The organism is Syntrophus sp. (in: bacteria), assembly GCF_040768185.1.
GTDB lineage: Bacteria > Desulfobacterota > Syntrophia > Syntrophales > Syntrophaceae > Syntrophus > Syntrophus buswellii.
The window spans coordinates 31,138-46,388 of sequence record NZ_JAXGNC010000009.1 but is presented as its reverse complement, the minus strand read 5'-3'; the positions used below and the strand labels follow the sequence as shown (position 1 = coordinate 46,388).

At 60.5% G+C, this 15,251-nt stretch carries 15 protein-coding genes and 1 riboswitch; of the genes, 8 read left to right on the top strand and 7 right to left on the bottom strand.

Annotated elements, in window-relative coordinates:
* Window positions 1-68: 68 nt before the first annotated feature.
* The gene (locus AB3175_RS10065) at window positions 69-1,262 is read right to left on the bottom strand and encodes a class I SAM-dependent rRNA methyltransferase (protein ID WP_367360809.1); all 1,194 of its coding nucleotides are present in this window, start codon (window positions 1,260-1,262) and stop codon (window positions 69-71) included.
* Between the two features lie 260 nt (window positions 1,263-1,522).
* Between AB3175_RS10065 and AB3175_RS10060 the strand changes: the two genes are divergently transcribed.
* From AB3175_RS10060 to AB3175_RS10035, 6 genes are all read left to right on the top strand, one after another.
* A complete protein-coding gene (locus AB3175_RS10060; protein WP_367360808.1) occupies window positions 1,523-2,596 on the top strand; it encodes a mannose-1-phosphate guanylyltransferase in 1,074 nt (357 codons plus the stop codon).
* A 260-nt stretch (window positions 2,597-2,856) separates the two neighbouring features.
* The gene (locus tag AB3175_RS10055) at window positions 2,857-3,468 is read left to right on the top strand and encodes a nucleoside triphosphate pyrophosphatase (protein WP_367360807.1); all 612 of its coding nucleotides are present in this window, start codon (window positions 2,857-2,859) and stop codon (window positions 3,466-3,468) included.
* Window positions 3,458-4,159: a YggS family pyridoxal phosphate-dependent enzyme gene (locus AB3175_RS10050; RefSeq protein WP_367360806.1), complete on the top strand. Its 702-nt coding sequence runs from the start codon at window positions 3,458-3,460 to the stop codon at window positions 4,157-4,159. Before AB3175_RS10055 ends, AB3175_RS10050 begins: the two co-directional genes overlap by 11 nt.
* Before the next feature lie 59 nt (window positions 4,160-4,218).
* Window positions 4,219-5,415 (top strand): aspartate aminotransferase family protein, encoded by a 1,197-nt coding sequence (locus AB3175_RS10045; RefSeq protein ID WP_367360805.1) that lies wholly within the window; start codon window positions 4,219-4,221, stop codon window positions 5,413-5,415.
* Between the two features lie 4 nt (window positions 5,416-5,419).
* The gene (locus tag AB3175_RS10040) at window positions 5,420-5,806 is read left to right on the top strand and encodes a DUF2784 domain-containing protein (RefSeq protein WP_367360804.1); all 387 of its coding nucleotides are present in this window, start codon (window positions 5,420-5,422) and stop codon (window positions 5,804-5,806) included.
* Between the two features lie 128 nt (window positions 5,807-5,934).
* Complete coding sequence (locus tag AB3175_RS10035) at window positions 5,935-6,795, top strand: DUF89 domain-containing protein (RefSeq protein ID WP_367360803.1); 861 nt, start codon at window positions 5,935-5,937, stop codon at window positions 6,793-6,795.
* Between the two features lie 138 nt (window positions 6,796-6,933).
* On the opposite strand, the gene AB3175_RS10030 is transcribed toward AB3175_RS10035, so the two are convergent.
* The 6 genes from AB3175_RS10030 to thiE form a co-directional block, all read right to left on the bottom strand.
* On the bottom strand, window positions 6,934-9,498 hold the full coding sequence (locus AB3175_RS10030; protein WP_367360802.1) for a response regulator: 2,565 nt from the start codon (window positions 9,496-9,498) through the stop codon (window positions 6,934-6,936).
* 297 nt (window positions 9,499-9,795) lie between these two features.
* Window positions 9,796-10,413 (bottom strand): sulfur carrier protein ThiS adenylyltransferase ThiF, encoded by a 618-nt coding sequence (gene thiF / locus AB3175_RS10025; protein WP_367360801.1) that lies wholly within the window; start codon window positions 10,411-10,413, stop codon window positions 9,796-9,798.
* Window positions 10,410-11,543, bottom strand: a complete 1,134-nt coding sequence (gene thiH / locus AB3175_RS10020; protein WP_367360800.1) for a 2-iminoacetate synthase ThiH — start codon at window positions 11,541-11,543, stop codon at window positions 10,410-10,412. The genes thiF and thiH overlap by 4 nt, the downstream gene beginning before the upstream one ends.
* On the bottom strand, window positions 11,536-12,312 hold the full coding sequence (locus tag AB3175_RS10015; protein ID WP_367360799.1) for a thiazole synthase: 777 nt from the start codon (window positions 12,310-12,312) through the stop codon (window positions 11,536-11,538). The genes thiH and AB3175_RS10015 overlap by 8 nt, the downstream gene beginning before the upstream one ends.
* A gap of 2 nt (window positions 12,313-12,314) precedes the next feature.
* Window positions 12,315-12,518 (bottom strand): sulfur carrier protein ThiS, encoded by a 204-nt coding sequence (gene thiS / locus AB3175_RS10010; protein WP_367360798.1) that lies wholly within the window; start codon window positions 12,516-12,518, stop codon window positions 12,315-12,317.
* A 3-nt stretch (window positions 12,519-12,521) separates the two neighbouring features.
* Window positions 12,522-13,178 carry a thiamine phosphate synthase gene (gene thiE, locus AB3175_RS10005; RefSeq protein WP_367360797.1) on the bottom strand — a complete coding sequence of 219 codons (657 nt, stop codon included), beginning with the start codon at window positions 13,176-13,178 and terminating at the stop codon, window positions 12,522-12,524.
* A 53-nt stretch (window positions 13,179-13,231) separates the two neighbouring features.
* Window positions 13,232-13,345: riboswitch (TPP riboswitch) on the bottom strand.
* Window positions 13,346-13,582: 237 nt separating this feature from the next.
* Here thiE and AB3175_RS10000 point away from each other — a divergent pair.
* Window positions 13,583-14,674 (top strand): Ldh family oxidoreductase, encoded by a 1,092-nt coding sequence (locus tag AB3175_RS10000; protein WP_367360796.1) that lies wholly within the window; start codon window positions 13,583-13,585, stop codon window positions 14,672-14,674.
* Window positions 14,675-14,694: 20 nt separating this feature from the next.
* Entirely contained in the window at window positions 14,695-15,189 is a 495-nt protein-coding gene (locus AB3175_RS09995) for an alpha/beta hydrolase (protein WP_367360795.1), read from the top strand.
* Window positions 15,190-15,251 lie beyond the last annotated feature (62 nt).

Below are 15,251 nucleotides of genomic sequence, written 5' to 3'. Positions count from 1 at the left end.
CGTCAGAAGGGAAGTCCATTCTCTAATGAGGCGGTAAAGATCATTTTCAAATGCGGGTGATGGATGGTTCAGGGAAAAACCCTCAGGAGCAGGCCTTTGAGATAGCGCCCTTCCAGATGGGCAAGGCTCGTGGGATGGTCGGGACCGGGCCCGAGCACCTTCAGCAGCTGGACCTGTCTGCCCGCATCGCGGGCGGCGCCGAGCACGACCTTCTGAAAGAGCGCCTCATCCATGAAGTTCGAGCAGGAGAACGTCCACAGCAGCCCTCCGCCGCGAAGATGCTTCATGGCCTGGAGGTTGATGTCCTTGTATCCCCGCGCGGAACGGGCGACATCCTTGCGGGATTTGGCAAAGGCCGGAGGATCCAGGATGACGGCATCGAAAATCTCTTCCGTTTCCCGCAGCCATGAAAAGACATCCGCCCGAATCACCGGGTGCCGGTCCGGCGAAAAACCGTTTTTCTCCAGGTGAAAGCGCGCCATGGCATTGGCCCCTTCCGAAACATCGACGGAAATCACCTGCCGGGCTCCGCCCCCGGCGGCATAAACGGAGAAGGCCCCCGTATAGGAGAAGCAGTTCAGCACCTTGAGCCCCCGGCAAAGGGAGGCCACCCCTTCCCTGTTCGGCCTCTGATCCAGGAAAAACCCCGTCTTCTGCCCGCCGACCGCGTCCACTTCAAAGAAAAGGCCATTTTCCCTGACGGGGATCCGTCTGTCCGCCTCCATGCCGCCGTAAATCCAGCCGCTGCGCTCTTCAAGGCCCTCCAGCTTCCTGGCCCGGCCCTCGCTGCGCTCATAGATTCCCGCAGGATGGAAAAGTTCATGCAGCCCATCCAGCAGGTGATGACGATTCTTCTCCATGCCCGCCGTGGCCATCGAGCAGACCAGGTAATTCTCGTACTGGTCCACGATCAGGCCGGGCATCAGGTCCCCCTCGGCATTGACAAGACGGCAGGCCGTCGTATCCCGGGGAATGATCTGACGCCGCAGATCGGCGGCAAACCGGAGCCTTTCCCGCCAGAAGCAGGCATCCAGCCGAAGGCCGGCGTCCGCCGTGAGCAGGCGGAAGCGGATGTCTGAATGGGGGTTGAAAAAACCGAGCCCTAACGGCCTTTGTGCGGAATCCACTGCGGCCACGATGTCTCCCGGTCCGGGACGCCCTTCAACGGAAGCCACGGCCCCGGAAAAAAGCCAGGGATGGCCGTTCAGAAGAGACTTTTCCCGTCCGGGTTTGAGAAAGAGGCGGGGATAGAACGTTTTCATGGGAAATTCGGAACCCTCAGCGCTGAAGTTCCCCTGAATCTATCGATTTGCGGAAGAAAATACAAGCCCCATTGTGCGCTTTCACATCCACGACGGCGTTCCGCCCCGGCATCGCCGGCAATCTGCCGGTGTGGTACATCAATGCTTCTCCTTCCGGCCGCCGGTCCATCCTTTATAAATCACTATGGCGTTGACACGCTGGAGCGTTATCCTATACTCTATCGGCAAAGATCAACGCCTCATCTCAAGGAGAACATCCCATGTATGCCGTTATCATGGCCGGAGGAAAGGGGTCCAGATTCTGGCCGCGAAGCCGCAGGAGCAAACCGAAGCATCTCTTGGACATTGCGGGGCCGGAGACGATCATCCAGGAGACGGTCAAGCGCATCTCTCCCCTGGTCCCCCCGGATCGCACCCTGATCGTTACGGGCGCCACCCATGCCCGGGAGCTGCAGAGGCAGCTCCCGGAGATCCCCCCGGACAATATCCTGGTGGAACCCGTCGGCCGCAATACCGCCCCCTGCATCGGCCTTGCGGCAATCCACATCCGTCGGATCGCCGGAGACGCCGTCATGGCCGTTCTGCCGTCCGACCACCTGATCTCCGACAGCCGTCAATTTCTGGATACCCTGGCCATTGCCGCCGAAGCCGCCGAACGCGAGGACGTCCTGGTGACGATCGGCATCCGTCCGACCGGACCGGAAACGGGCTACGGGTATCTCGAACGGGGAAATCCCGTTGAATCGATAGGGGGCAGACTTCTTTACGATGTCTGGTCGATCCGGGAGAAGCCGCCTCTCGAACAGGCCGCCCTGTTTCTTGAGCAGGGCAACTTTTACTGGAACAGCGGCATGTTCGTCTGGAAGGCCTCTACGATTCTTCAGGCCATGGCGGCCCACCTTCCCGATCTGCACGAGGGGCTGCTCAAAATCGAAGAGGCCCTGGGGACGGGGGAGTATGAATCCGTGCTGAAAGAGGTTTACGGAGAGGCCCCTTCCGTTTCCATCGATTACGGCGTGATGGAAAAGGCGGACAAGGTCCTGCTGATTCCCGGCGACTTCGGCTGGTCGGATGTGGGCAGTTGGGACGCCCTCTGGGAGGTCTCGGAGAAAGACCCGGCCGGAATCGCCTTCCGCGGCCCGGTCGTCGCCGTCGATTCAGCCGATTCCCTCGTCCACAGTCCCCACAAACTGGTCGCCCTGGTAGGCGTCAGGGACCTGATCGTCGTGGAAACCCGGGATGCCCTGTTGATCTGCCGCAGGGGAGAATCCCAGAACGTCAAACGGATCGTTGACATCCTGGAGGAAAGGAACCTGGAGACGTATCTTGAATAGCAGCACGCCGTGGCAGAGCCTCACGGTTCGGCGAAAGCCGGCCTGCCGACCGGGGGAGTATGCCCCCTGATCCGGAAGTTCCGCCACGGGCTTCAGGCCGGCTTGACATCCTCTCCCCAATTTTCTATAAGCGTTCCACGCCCCCCGGGGCGGTGCGTTACAAAGCAGATGGATCGAACAGACTCAGAAGCCTTCAGATCGATTCGAGCTTGCAGCCTCCGTCCATGGCCTGCGAGCGGAAAGGGAGCCGCTTTTTTTTCATGTGTATCCGCCTGACGGAAAAACTCATCCTGGCCTCCGCATCGCCCCGGCGGGCCGAACTCCTCCGTCTCCTGGGTCTTGACTTTGACGTCATCCCCAGCCATATGGATGAAGCCTCGATTCATGGAGAAACGCCGCCTGAGCAGGTTCTGCGCCTTTCCCGGGAAAAAGCCGGCCGAATCGCCGACCTTTTTCCCGAGGCCATGGTGCTCGGGGCGGATACCGTCGTGGTCATTGGCGGCCGGGTGCTGGGCAAGCCGGGCACCGTGGAGGATGCGCGGGAAATGCTCGAAGCGCTCAGCGGCCGGGAGCACATTGTTTTCACCGGCTTTTCGCTGATTTCGCGGCGGTTGGAACTTCAGGTTTCCCAGGTGGTGCAATCCGCCGTCCTTTTCAAGGAAATCCCCGAAGATGAGATCTCCTGGTATGTCCATTCCGAGGAGCCCTATGACAAGGCCGGGGGCTACGCCGTCCAGGGAATGGGGGCTTTTTTCATCCGCGAGATCCGGGGCTCCTACACCAATGTCATGGGCCTTCCGCTCAGTGAAGTCGTGGAGACCTTGAAGGACCTTGGAACCCTCACCTTTTCAGGAGATTCTCATGACCGATGACGGCATAAAAAGCAAGATCCAGATCGTCCGCAGCCGCATTGCCGAGGCGGCGGCCCGGTCCGGCCGCCGGCCCTCAGAGATCCGTCTCATGGCCGTCACCAAGACGGTGGAGGAAAACCGGATCCGGCAGGCCCTTGAGGCCGGCATCGACCTGTGCGGGGAGAATTACATCCAGGAGAGCAGGATCAAGATCGAATCCATCGGACATCCTCCGCAGTGGCACATGATCGGCCATCTCCAGACCAACAAGGCCAAGTACGCCGTCCGGCTTTTCGACATGGTGGAATCCGTGGACCGCTTCGAGCTGGCGGTGGAGCTGGACCGCCGCGCCGGAGGGGCGGGACGGGTGTTGCCGATCCTGATCGAAGTGAACAGCGGCGGAGAGCTGACGAAAAGCGGTATTCCCCCGGAGGAGGCCATCGGCCTGATCCGCAGGATCGCGCCCCTGGAACATCTCGCCATATCGGGATTGATGACCATGCCGCCCTGGTTTGACGATCCTGAGGAGGCCCGGCCCTTCTTTTCCGCCCTGCGGACCCTGCGGGACCGGATTGCGGCGGAGGAATTCGACCGCGTTGCCATGACGGAGCTTTCCATGGGCATGACGGATGATTTCGAAGTGGCCGTTGAGGAAGGCGCCACCATCGTCCGCGTCGGCCGGGGAATCTTCGGGGAGCGCACCGGCCGTTGACCAAAACCGTGTTCTTTCGTTGAAATCGAATTCAGACCAGAAACCAGGAGGAGCCCCCCATGACAACGGAAAAAACCATCCAGGCGGAAGATCGGCGGATGCCGAGCTTTTTCAAAAAAATCCCCGTCTCCATCGAACGCGGAGAAGGGGTTGTCGTGTGGGATGAAGAGGACAGGCGCTTTCTCGATTTCACGGCAGGCTGGGGCGTGACCTGCCTGGGGCATGCCTCCCCGGTCATCTGCCAGGCGCTCCTGGAACAGAGCGGGAAAATTCTCCAGGGCCCCAATTCAGGACTCACCTATTCTCCCGTCCGCGCCCGGCTCCTGTCCCTGATGGCTTCGATCCTGCCGGAAAACCTGACCCGCATCTTCTTCTCCAACAGCGGTGCGGAATCCAACGATGCGGCTATCAAGCTCGCCCGCAAGGTGACGGGAAGGCCGGACATCGTCTCCGCCCTGGCGGGGTTTCATGGCCGCTTGGCCAGCACGGCGTCAGCCACCTCCCAGGCCGCCCGCCGGGAGCCGTCCGCCCCGCCTGCCCCAGGTTCCCGCTTTGTCCCCTATGGCGATATCTCCGCCCTGGAGGCGTGCCTGGACAGCCGGGTGGCGGCGGTCCTCCTGGAGCCGATCCAGAGTGAAGCGGGCGTCCGGATTCCTCCAGATTCCTACCTGAAAGAAGCGGCCCGGCTCTGCCGCGCCAATGGGGCCCTCCTGATCGTCGATGAAGTGACGACGGGATTCTGCCGCACCGGACCGATGTTCGCCATCGAACCGCTGCAGGTTGAAGTCGATTTTCTGACCATGGCCAAGGGCATTGCCGGGGGGTTCCCCTTCGGGGCCTTCGCCCTGACGGAAGCCGTCGCCTCCCGCCTCGAATACGGCGATCACGGCGGCACCTACTGCGGCAATCCCCTGGGGTGCGCCGTGGCCGCCGCGGTCATTTCCCATCTCCTGGAGGCCGACATCTCCGCCAACGTCACGGCGATGGGAGCGCTGGCCATGGCCCGGATGGGGCAATGGAAACATGCCTGGCCGGAGGCCCTTGTGGATGTCCGCGGCCGAGGCCTGCTGCTGGCCATGGAATTCCGGCAGGAGGCCATGGCCGACCGCATTTCCGATGCCTGCCTCGCCCGGGGGCTTTTCGTGCGGCCTACCCAGGGAAACATTCTCCGGATCTTCCCGGCCCTCAACATTCGGAGGGAAGAAATGGAAGAGGGCCTGGCCGTCATCGAGAAGGCCCTGGAAACCTGCCTCTAGAGAGATGATCTACCGAATCCTCGCCGATGCCGTGGTGACCCTCCACTTCGGGTTCATTCTGTTCGTCGTTTTCGGAGGGCTGCTGGCGGTCCGGAGACGCTGGATTCTCCTGCTCCATCTGCCTGCCGCAATCTGGGGCGCCTTGATCGAGTTTCAGGGGTGGCTCTGTCCCCTGACAACCCTTGAATGGAGGCTTCGCCAGGCGGGAGGGGAAGCCGCTTATGGCCGGGGCTTTATCGAACACTACCTCGTCCCCATCGTTTACCCCGACAGGCTTACTCCCGAGCTGCAGGCCGTTCTGGGGGCCGCGGTTCTCCTTATCAACGGGGCCGTGTACGGCTGGCTTTTCCGGCGCCGGAAACGCATGGATGGCGATCGCGGCATCGGTTAGCCCTTTTTCCGGATGCCGTTCGACGGCAGCCGGACAGAAGTTACCTTATTCAGCCCATTCCCCCTTCGCCGGGAATCGCGGGGATGGAACCCTCATCGTGAAGCAGAAAGGAACAGGTTCATCGGCCCATGAAGACATCCCTGGATTGCATCCCCTGCTTTCTTCGGCAGGCATTGGACGTGGCGAGGCTCTCAACGGCGGATGCCTCCGTTCACGAGAGGATTCTCCGCGACGTCCTACAGTGGGCCGGTGGGATGAATCTCGATCAGCCGCCCCCACTGCTGGCTCAGCGCATTCACCGCCGCCTGCGCGAGCTCACCGGGATGGAAGATCCCTACAGAGCGGCAAAAAACCGCCATAACGCCCTGGCCTTGAAGATGCTTCCCCGGCTGAGGGCCGAAATAGCATCGGCATCGGATCCCCTGATCATGGCGGTCCGCCTGTCCATCGCCGGAAACATCATCGACATGGGGGTTAACGGCGGCTTTACCGAAACCGACCTACGGCGCTCTCTCGATGAGGCCCTGACCGAACCTTTCAGCGGAGATACCGACGGATTTCACCGATCCGTTGCACAGGCCGCCAACATCCTCTACCTGGCCGACAACGCCGGTGAAATTGGCTTCGACCGCCTGCTGATCGAACAGCTTCCGGCAGAGAGCGTGACCGTGGCCGTGCGGGGCGCACCCGTCATCAACGATGCAACGATGGCCGACGCCCTGGCTTTGGGCCTGCAGGAGATCGCCGAAGTCATCGACAACGGCTCGGATGCCCCGGGCACGGTCCTCGCCGATTGCAGCCGGGAATTCAATCGGCATTTTGACGAGGCCGACCTCATCCTTGCCAAGGGGCAGGGCAACTTCGAAACGCTCAGCGATGAAAACCGGAACATCTATTTTCTTCTCAAGGCCAAATGCCCTGTTATCGCCTCCCACATCGGGCTGCCCATGGGGACTCACATCCTGAAGAGAGTCCGGTCGTCCGGATGATCCGTCTTTGCGAAAGCAGTCTCTGAATGCGAGCAGCAAGCCGGTCCTGGAACGGTGGCGCCGACCCCCGCTTTTTTCAGACCGGACCGGAAATAATTCGCTCGAAGCGGCGGAATCCGGTTCGCAAAAAGCGGCCTGTTATCGGGAAGCGGCATATTCCGCGATGGCCTCCAGAAGCCCCGCTTTTTTGACGGGCTTGACGAGGTGCCCGTTGCAACCGGCTTCAAGGCTCTTCTGCCTGTCCTCTTTATAGGCATAGGCTGTCAGCGCGATGATCGGCGTTTCCTTGAGGCGATGCTCCCTTTCCCATGCTCGAATCTCCCGGGTCGCCGTATAGCCGTCCATCACCGGCATCTGGATGTCCATGAGGACAAGGTCGTATGTCCCCTCCCTGAACTTCTTCACGGCCACCGCCCCGTTTTCTGCGATATCCACCTGGTATGGACACTTTTTGAGATAGGACAGCAGCAGCAGGCGGTTGTCGTCCGAGTCCTCGGCCAGGAGAATTCGGAGGGCCCTGGGCTCTCCAGGGACGGTCGGTAACGAGGCCGCGGGTTTTCGGGATGCGGCTTTTGACTTTCCCACGGCGGCCAGGATCACATTTTTAAGATCGGCCCGCTTGACCGGCTTGGTGAGGTAGGCCGATATGCCCAGTTCGTGAAACCGCTTCGGGTCTCCCCTCCCCAGGTCCGAGGTGAGCATGACAATCGTGGCATCCTTTATCTCCGGGTCTTCCTTGACGCGCTTCGCCACATCAAAACCGTCAAGAAGGGGCATGCGGTAATCGATGAGCAGGAGATCAACGGGCGTTCCGGATTTCCTGGCCCGTTTCAGTTCAGCTATTCCGGATTCCCCGTCTTCCGCCTCCGCGGTAAGGGCGCCCCATCCGGCAAGGATCTCCCGCAAAATCATCCGGTTGGTGGCATTGTCATCGACAATGAGGGTTCGAAGCCCTTTGATCTCCACCTCCAGCTTTTCGGCCGGTTTCTTCTGCTCCTCCTGGAAGCCGAATGTCGCCGTAAAAGAGACCCGGGTCCCCCTGCCCATTTCGCTCTCAATCCAGATCCGCCCCCTCATCAGTTCGATGAGGCGCTTCGATATGGACAGCCCGAGCCCGGTGCCCCCGTACTTGCGGGTCGTGGACGAATCAACCTGGGTGAACTTTTCAAAGATCAGATCTATTTTTTCTTTGGGGATGCCGATTCCCGTATCGGAGATCCGGAACAGCAATTCCGTGTTATCGCCGTCTTCCTGCCTGTAGGCCTCAGGCTCCCCCCTGCTCACCTCGACGAGAATCTCGCCTCTCTCCGTGAATTTAACGGCATTTCCAATCAGGTTGATCAGGATCTGCCGCAGACGGATCGGATCCCCGATCAGGTTGACCGGTACATCGGGCAGGATGTGGCAGATCAGCTCAATCCCCTTGTCATGGGCGCGGATGGCCAGCACTTCACCAGTCTTTTCAACGAGTTCGGCAAGATCGAACTCCTCATACTCGAGTTCAAGATGTCCGGCCTCCACTTTTGACAGGTCAAGAATGTCGTTGATGACGTTCAGGAGGTTTTCTCCCGCATTCTGGAACACCTCGACATACTTCTCCTGCTCGGGAGTGAGCGGCGTCTCCGACAGGAGCTCCGCCATGCCGAGAATGGCATGCATCGGCGTGCGGATTTCATGGCTCATGCTGGCCAGAAAATCGCTCTTGGCGCGGTTTGCAGCTTCGGCCTCTTCCTTGGCCTTCCGTAATGCCTCCTCGGCATTTTTTCGCTCGGTGATGTCCTCTATGACCCCATCGACCCACTTGACCCTGCCGTCGGCATCATACAGCGCCTTTGCCGTGGCTGAAGCCCAGATCGGCGTGCCGTCCTTTTTCCTCAGCTGAAGCTCCTCATCCTTCACAAAGCCGCATTGCCGGATTTTTCTTCCAAACCGGCGCATCTCCTCCGGGTCCTGGTAGGCTTGCGAAACGGGCAGCTCCATAAAGTCGCTCATGGAGTCATAGCCAAAAATCTTCACGATGGCAGGGTTCACCTGGACAAAACGCCCCTGCTGCCCGGCTGTGACCCTGTACACGCCGATATTGACATTTTCGACGAGCGTTCGATACCTCTCTTCACTTTCCTGGAGCGCCGCCTCCCGCTCGGACAGCTTTTTCAATATTTCGTTGATTGCCTTGAGCTGCCGGGTGCGCTCCGCAATTCTCTCCCGAAGCTCCTCATTGAGCTTGTAGACCTCCCGTTCGGCCTGCTTGCGTTCCGATATGTCCATGAAGGATAGAACGCTCTTTGTTGTTCCTGGAATGATGGCGACCGTCATGAAGATGTCCCTGAGCTGACCCGCCCTGTTTTGAAACCGGATTTCATAATTCCTCGGGGCCGCGTCGGGATCGAGAATCCGCAGTGCGGAATAGCGCCTCATCTTTTTTTCATCGTTTTTCTCGATGAAGCCGATCCAGCTTCTCCTGCCCTCCAGTTCCCCCCTGCCATAGCCCGAAAGCTTTTCAAATTCCGCATTTGCCAGGGAGATGGTGAAGTCCTCCCCGCCTATGATCGTGGCGCAGCCGGTATTCTCGAAGATGGTCCGGTATTCGGCCTCCGATGCCCCCGTCAGGCCCCCTTCCCCGGCCTCCCGCTCAGCCGCCTTCCGGCGCAATTCCCTGAGCTCGGAAAGGAGCTGCTCTCTGGTTTTATCCTCATCGTTCATGCGACAATCCACTCATCACGGGGAATCCTGCAGAGCCGGATTTCGGCCGATCCTGCCGGGGAGAACATCCTTCAGCGCCTCTTCATGGAAGCCGCCAGAGCCGGATCGCTTCACTTCCCGAAAGTCCGAAAGGTTCGGCCGCTCCCGGGCCGCCGGACGTGCCCCGGGAAAGGCGGCGGGGGAGTTTCATCTGGAGATTTTCAGAAAAGGCTTGGATTTACGTAGGGAAAGTATAGGGAAACGGCGGGTTCCTGTCAACGGATTAGCGGATACGGGGGCCGGCAAAGCCCTGTCCCTTCAATCCCCGGACAGCACGTGCTCCAGGATCACGTCGGCCTGCTTGGCGGCGGCAATGGAAACCCTCGGGGAAATCGCGGGCCGGAAGGCGATATCGGATTGCAGATCCCCGATGAGGACGAAGTTCTCCCGGACGGGATGCAGCCGGATGGCATCGCTTGATCCGTAGCCGCCAAGCCCGGAAACCGCCACCACGAATTTCTTCAGCATGAGCAGTTCGGAAACGAGGAGGCTTTTGTCTTCGGGGCGGTCCAGGCACTCCGCCACCACGGCGCAATCGGAGAACAGGGCGCCTACCGAATCTTTCTCGATTTTCCGGTCCTCGATCTCCAGTTCCAGGTCGGAGGCGATCCGAAGGAGGTTCTGGCGGAGGGCCTCGACCTTCCGCATCCCCACCTGGTCGGCGAAGTAAAACTGGCGGTCCAGGTTTCCCGCCTCGACCACGTCGAAATCAACCAGCTTCAGGCTGCGGAATCCGACCCGCACGAGGTGGGCGGCACAGTTCGACCCCAGGCCGCCGGCCCCGGCGATGCCGACCCGGATCGTCCGGAGCCGGTCGAATTTTTCCCGGCCGATCTTCCCGATGAGATGCTCGTGAAACGCTTCGATAATCGTCATAATCCAAAAATCCAGTCCTTTAACACCGGATCGTAGCCCTTTTCGCGAAGCCGGGCCATCATCTCCGGAATGCTCCGTGAATCGGCAATCTCGAACTGCGCAAAGGCGTCTTCCGCCTCGTCCGGAACGGTGTAGCCGCCGACGCTGGTGCAGGAGCCGGCCGACATCCGGGTAATGCCCAGGGGAATCAGGGAATCGCGGAAACAGGAGTCCTCCCGGGTGGAAAGGGCGATGCCCAGCCGGGGCAGAAAGAGCCGCAGGGCCAGAATCGCCTGAACGATGTTCCGGTCGCCGACTTCGCACGAGCCCTGAAAGGCGCCGGCAAAGGGCCTCAGCCTTGGCACGGAGGCCCCGATCTCGACCTCGGGGAACCGGTCCTGGAGGTAACGGGCGTGGAGCCCGACCATCAGGATCTCCCTTCGCCAATCCGCCAGTCCGAGAAGAGCCCCGATATTGACCTGCCTCATCCGGGCCGCGGCGCCCCGCTCCGGCGCCTCCAGGCGATAGCGGAAATTCCGCTTCGGCCCAGCGGGGTGGAGAACCCGGTACAGACTTTCGTCATAGGTTTCCTGGTAAAGGGTCAAGCCGTCGACGCCCTCCGCCACCAGGCCGGCATAGTCTTCCTCCGACAGGGGGTAAACCTCGATGGCCACCGAAGAGAAATGCCTTCTGAGAACCTGGACGCAATCCCGGAGATAACCCACAGGGCTTTCCTTCTTCGATTCCCCCGTCAGCAGAAGAATGTGCTGCAACCCCGTGCCGGCAATAAAGGCCGCCTCGCGATCGATCTCCTCCAGGCTCAGTTTTTTCCGTTTGCGCCGGTTTCTCGAACTGAAGCTGCAGTAGAGGCAGGAGTTTTCGCAGTAATCCGACACGTAGATGGGCGCGTACAGCTGGATCGTCCGTCCGAAATACCTCAGCGTCAGCGCCCGGGCCTTCTGCGCCATCGGCTCCAGGTGGGCTTCGGCGGCCGGGGAAAGGAGGGCGAGAAAATCGGAAAAGGAAAGATGCACCCGCCGAAGGGCCTGTTCGACATCCGCCCCGGAAGCGGCGGCAAGGGCTTCGCCCCAGTCCCGTTCCCGGCAAGCAAGGTAGGTATCGTAAAAGCTTTTTGACAGAAACTCAGTCATGATCCCTCAAAAAACCCGTCAGGGGTGAAGAGGCCCTGGCCTCGGCGGCGCTTCCGGGCATCCCGGTCCGGTAGGCCAGCCTGCCCGCCTTCACCGCCAGGCTGAAGGCCCTGGCGAATTCCACGGGATCCGGGGCAACGGCAACGGCGGTATTGACCATCACGGCGGCGCATCCCATCTCCATGCACTGGCACGCGTCGGAGGGCTTCCCCAGCCCCGCATCGACGATAATCGGCACCGAAATTTCCCGGATCAGAATTTCCACCAGCTCCCGGGTCCTCACCCCCCGGTTCGTGCCGATGGGCGAGCCCAGGGGCATCACGGCCGCCGCGCCGCAGTCGGCCATCCGCCGGGCCATGGAGAGGTCCGGGCTCATGTAGGGAAAGGTGATAAAGCCTTCCTTGACGAGAGTTTCCGTCGCTTTCAGGGTTTCCAGATTGTCGGGAAGGAGATACCTGCTGTCGGCGATGACCTCGATCTTGATCCAGTCTCCCGCCCCGGAGGCCCTGGCCAGCCGGGCGATGCGAACCGCTTCGGCGGCATTCCGGGCGCCGGAGGTGTTGATCATGACGGTGCAGGACGGCGGGATATAATCCAGGATGCTCTCCGCCATCGCACCGCTCTCCACCCTTCGCAGGGCGACGGTGACCACATCGGCCTGCGCGGCCAGCAGGGCCTCGCGCATCTGCGCGTTGCCGGCGTATTTGCCCGTCCCCAGGAAAAGGCGGCAGGCGATCTTCTTTCCTCCGATCTCCAGCAGATCTTCCATTCCTATCCCCCTCCGACAAAGCTGACCAGTTCCACCGAATCCTCCGCCTGCAGGGAGACCGTCGGCCAGTGTTCGCGGGGGATGACTTCGAGGTTCAGCTCGACCACAACCCGCTCCGGAACCAACCCCCGGGTCTCCACCAGCTCCTGCAGCGTCACGTTCCCATCCGGAAGGCTCTCCTCCCGACCGTTGACTCTCACCTTCACGCGTCACCTCCCTGCGCCCTTTTTCAGGCGATCCTTGTACCACCGCGTCCGGGACGCGACATCCTCCGCCTGCATGATGTCGCGGATCAGAGCGACGGAAGAGGCCCCTTCCGACAGCAGGAGATCCAGGTTGGACGTATTGACGCCCCCGATCAAGACCACGGGTGTCGAAGCGATGCGCAGGACTTCCGCCACGTCCCCCGTCCCGATGGAATAGTCCTTGGTCCGGGTGGGAAAGATGGGGCCGAAGGCGAGATAATCGGCGTCCAGGTCACAGGCCCGGCGGAACTGCTCAAGGGAATGGGTGGAAAGGCCGAGAATCCGATCCTTTCCGATGATTTTCCGCGCCGTGTCCACGGAATACGTCTGAAGATCCTCCTGCCCCAGGTGGACCCCGTCGGCGTCCAGTTCAGCGGCAAGGAAGGGATCGTCGTTGACGATGAAGGTCACCCCGCTCTTCCGGCAGAGCGCGGCCAGTCCGCTTCCCAGTTGGATAAGATCGGATCGCGGCCTGGATTTCTCCCGCATCTGGAGGATATCGACCCCCCCGGCTATCGCCTCTTCGGCAACGAACATCAGGGGCCTGCCTGTTCCGTACTCCTCGGTGAGGACAAGATAGAGATGGCGATCCGTCAGATCGCGCGTGTTTCTTCCGTTCATGTTCAGCCTCGAATAAAAAAGCCCTTATGCTTGAAAATCGAGGCATAAGGGCTCCATGTTCTCTTGCACTCCCTCCGCCGGCATTACCCGGATCAGGTTGTGAGGGTCTTCCGCTCTGCACCTGCGGAACTCTCAGGCCGAAGTTACGGCCTCCCCTTATGCGCTATGAATGGACAAGGATAAAATCACATTATCCCGTTTCTGTCAAGGCGTGAAGCGTTGAAGGTTCGACTTCTCCGGGGTGCCTGAATCCACTTGATAATATCCGAAATCTCAGGTAGTTTGACGGGCAATTTTCCTGAAGACCGCTTCTTCGTTTCCGGCCCCCGGCCGGTAATCCGCGAGATCCAGCAGGAAACCGGGGAGACGGACAGAAGCCGAAAAAAAATGAAGAGGATTCCCCAATGACCCGATATGTCAACGATTCGGACTTGCTGCAATTCGTTCAGGATGTGTTCTCCAGCTTCGGAATCAGCCGGGAGAATGCCCTCATCTGCGCCGACAACCTCGTCCTCGCCGATCTGCGAGGCGTTTCATCCCATGGCGTGGCGCGCCTTCGCCGTTATGTGGACGGCATGACCAACGGCACCATCCTGCCCCACAGCGAGCCCTGGGTGGTGCGCGAAGCCCCGTCCACCGCCACGGTCGACGGCCGGGCGGGCCTGGGGCAGATCACAGGGCATTTCTCAACCGGGATGGCGATTGAAAAAGCCAAAAAAACCGGCGTCGGCATTGTCGCGGTGCGCAATTCAAATCACTACGGCATCGCGGGCTACTATACGCAGATGATGCTGGAAGCAGGCCTCCTGGGAATCTCCATGACCAATACGGCGCCCCTCGTCGTGCCGACCTTCGGGAGAAAGATGATCATCGGCACGAATCCCATCAGCCTCACCGCACCGACGAAACGGAACCTGCCCTTTTTCCTGGACATGGCCACCTCGGTGGTGCCCCGCGGAAAGCTGGAGGTCTACGACCGGATGGACAGGGACATGCCCGCGGGGTGGGCCGTGGACTCCAGCGGCCTGACGACGACGGACGCCACGAGGGTTCTGAAAAACATGGTCGCCCGCCTGGGCGGGGGCATTCTTCCCCTCGGCGGCGAAGGGGAGCTTTACGGAGGTTACAAGGGGTACGGCATCGCCCTTCTGGTGGACATTCTCTGCGGCGTCCTTTCAGGGGGAGCCTATGCCGACATGGTCGATGTCAAAGGTCCCGGCGGCGAAGGTCAGCCTGCCCGGGTCGCTCACTTCTTCATGGCCCTGAACATCGAGAATTTCGTGGAACTGGACGTTTTTCAGGAAAAAATGGACGACCTCATCGACCGCCTCAAGGAATCGGAAAAGGCCGAAGGCCAGGAGCGGATCTATATCCACGGAGAGAAGGAATACGAACTCTACGAAAAACACAAATCATCGGGCGTCCCTCTGGAAGAACCTGTATTCGACAGCCTGAAGGCTATCGCCCTGGAGCGCGGAGTGCCCTTCGAACTCTGAGGTGGAAAGGAAAATCCGTCATGACGCGCGTTTTTATCCACGGCCTGGAAAGCAGCAGCCAGGGTGACAAAGGCCGCTATTTCCGGGAGCGTTATCCCGACATGATCATTGAAGATTATTTCGGGTCCCTGGAGCAACGAATGGAGACCCTGAGGAAGCGGCTGGAAGGAAAAGCGGACCTGATCCTGGTGGGATCGAGTTACGGCGGGCTGATGGCCGCGATCTTCGCCTGCGAACAGGAGGAGCGGGTTCGTAAGCTCGTCCTGCTGGCGCCGGCCCTGAGTCTTCCCGGATTTGCCCCTTACCTGAACCGGCGCCTCTGTGTCCCGACGGCCCTCTTTCACGGCAGCGGGGACGACGTCGTCCCCCCGGAACCGGTGCGGGAGATCGCCGAACAGGTTTTTCTCAACCTGAGTTATAACCGGGTTGTTGACGACCATTCCCTCCATGAGACCTTCTCTTCCATGGCCTGGGATTCCCTGATCAACATCAAACAGGATGGCACGTATCAATAAGGATGGTCATGGTAAAGCCCGCGATGACACCGTCCATGGAGCGTCTTTGGTGACCGGTCACG

Bases quoted from the DNA above. Each gene is read 5' to 3' on its own strand.
- AB3175_RS10065 (WP_367360809.1), bottom strand. From the start codon at position 1,262: ATGAAAACGTTCTATCCCCGCCTCTTTCTCAAACCCGGACGGGAAAAG.
- AB3175_RS10060 (WP_367360808.1), top strand. From the start codon at position 1,523: ATGTATGCCGTTATCATGGCCGGAGGAAAGGGGTCCAGATTCTGGCCG.
- AB3175_RS10055 (WP_367360807.1), top strand. From the start codon at position 2,857: ATGTGTATCCGCCTGACGGAAAAACTCATCCTGGCCTCCGCATCGCCC.
- AB3175_RS10050 (WP_367360806.1), top strand. From the start codon at position 3,458: ATGACCGATGACGGCATAAAAAGCAAGATCCAGATCGTCCGCAGCCGC.
- AB3175_RS10045 (WP_367360805.1), top strand. From the start codon at position 4,219: ATGACAACGGAAAAAACCATCCAGGCGGAAGATCGGCGGATGCCGAGC.
- AB3175_RS10040 (WP_367360804.1), top strand. From the start codon at position 5,420: ATGATCTACCGAATCCTCGCCGATGCCGTGGTGACCCTCCACTTCGGG.
- AB3175_RS10035 (WP_367360803.1), top strand. From the start codon at position 5,935: ATGAAGACATCCCTGGATTGCATCCCCTGCTTTCTTCGGCAGGCATTG.
- AB3175_RS10030 (WP_367360802.1), bottom strand. From the start codon at position 9,498: ATGAACGATGAGGATAAAACCAGAGAGCAGCTCCTTTCCGAGCTCAGG.
- thiF (WP_367360801.1), bottom strand. From the start codon at position 10,413: ATGACGATTATCGAAGCGTTTCACGAGCATCTCATCGGGAAGATCGGC.
- thiH (WP_367360800.1), bottom strand. From the start codon at position 11,543: ATGACTGAGTTTCTGTCAAAAAGCTTTTACGATACCTACCTTGCTTGC.
- AB3175_RS10015 (WP_367360799.1), bottom strand. From the start codon at position 12,312: ATGGAAGATCTGCTGGAGATCGGAGGAAAGAAGATCGCCTGCCGCCTT.
- thiE (WP_367360797.1), bottom strand. From the start codon at position 13,178: ATGAACGGAAGAAACACGCGCGATCTGACGGATCGCCATCTCTATCTT.
- AB3175_RS10000 (WP_367360796.1), top strand. From the start codon at position 13,583: ATGACCCGATATGTCAACGATTCGGACTTGCTGCAATTCGTTCAGGAT.
- AB3175_RS09995 (WP_367360795.1), top strand. From the start codon at position 14,695: ATGACGCGCGTTTTTATCCACGGCCTGGAAAGCAGCAGCCAGGGTGAC.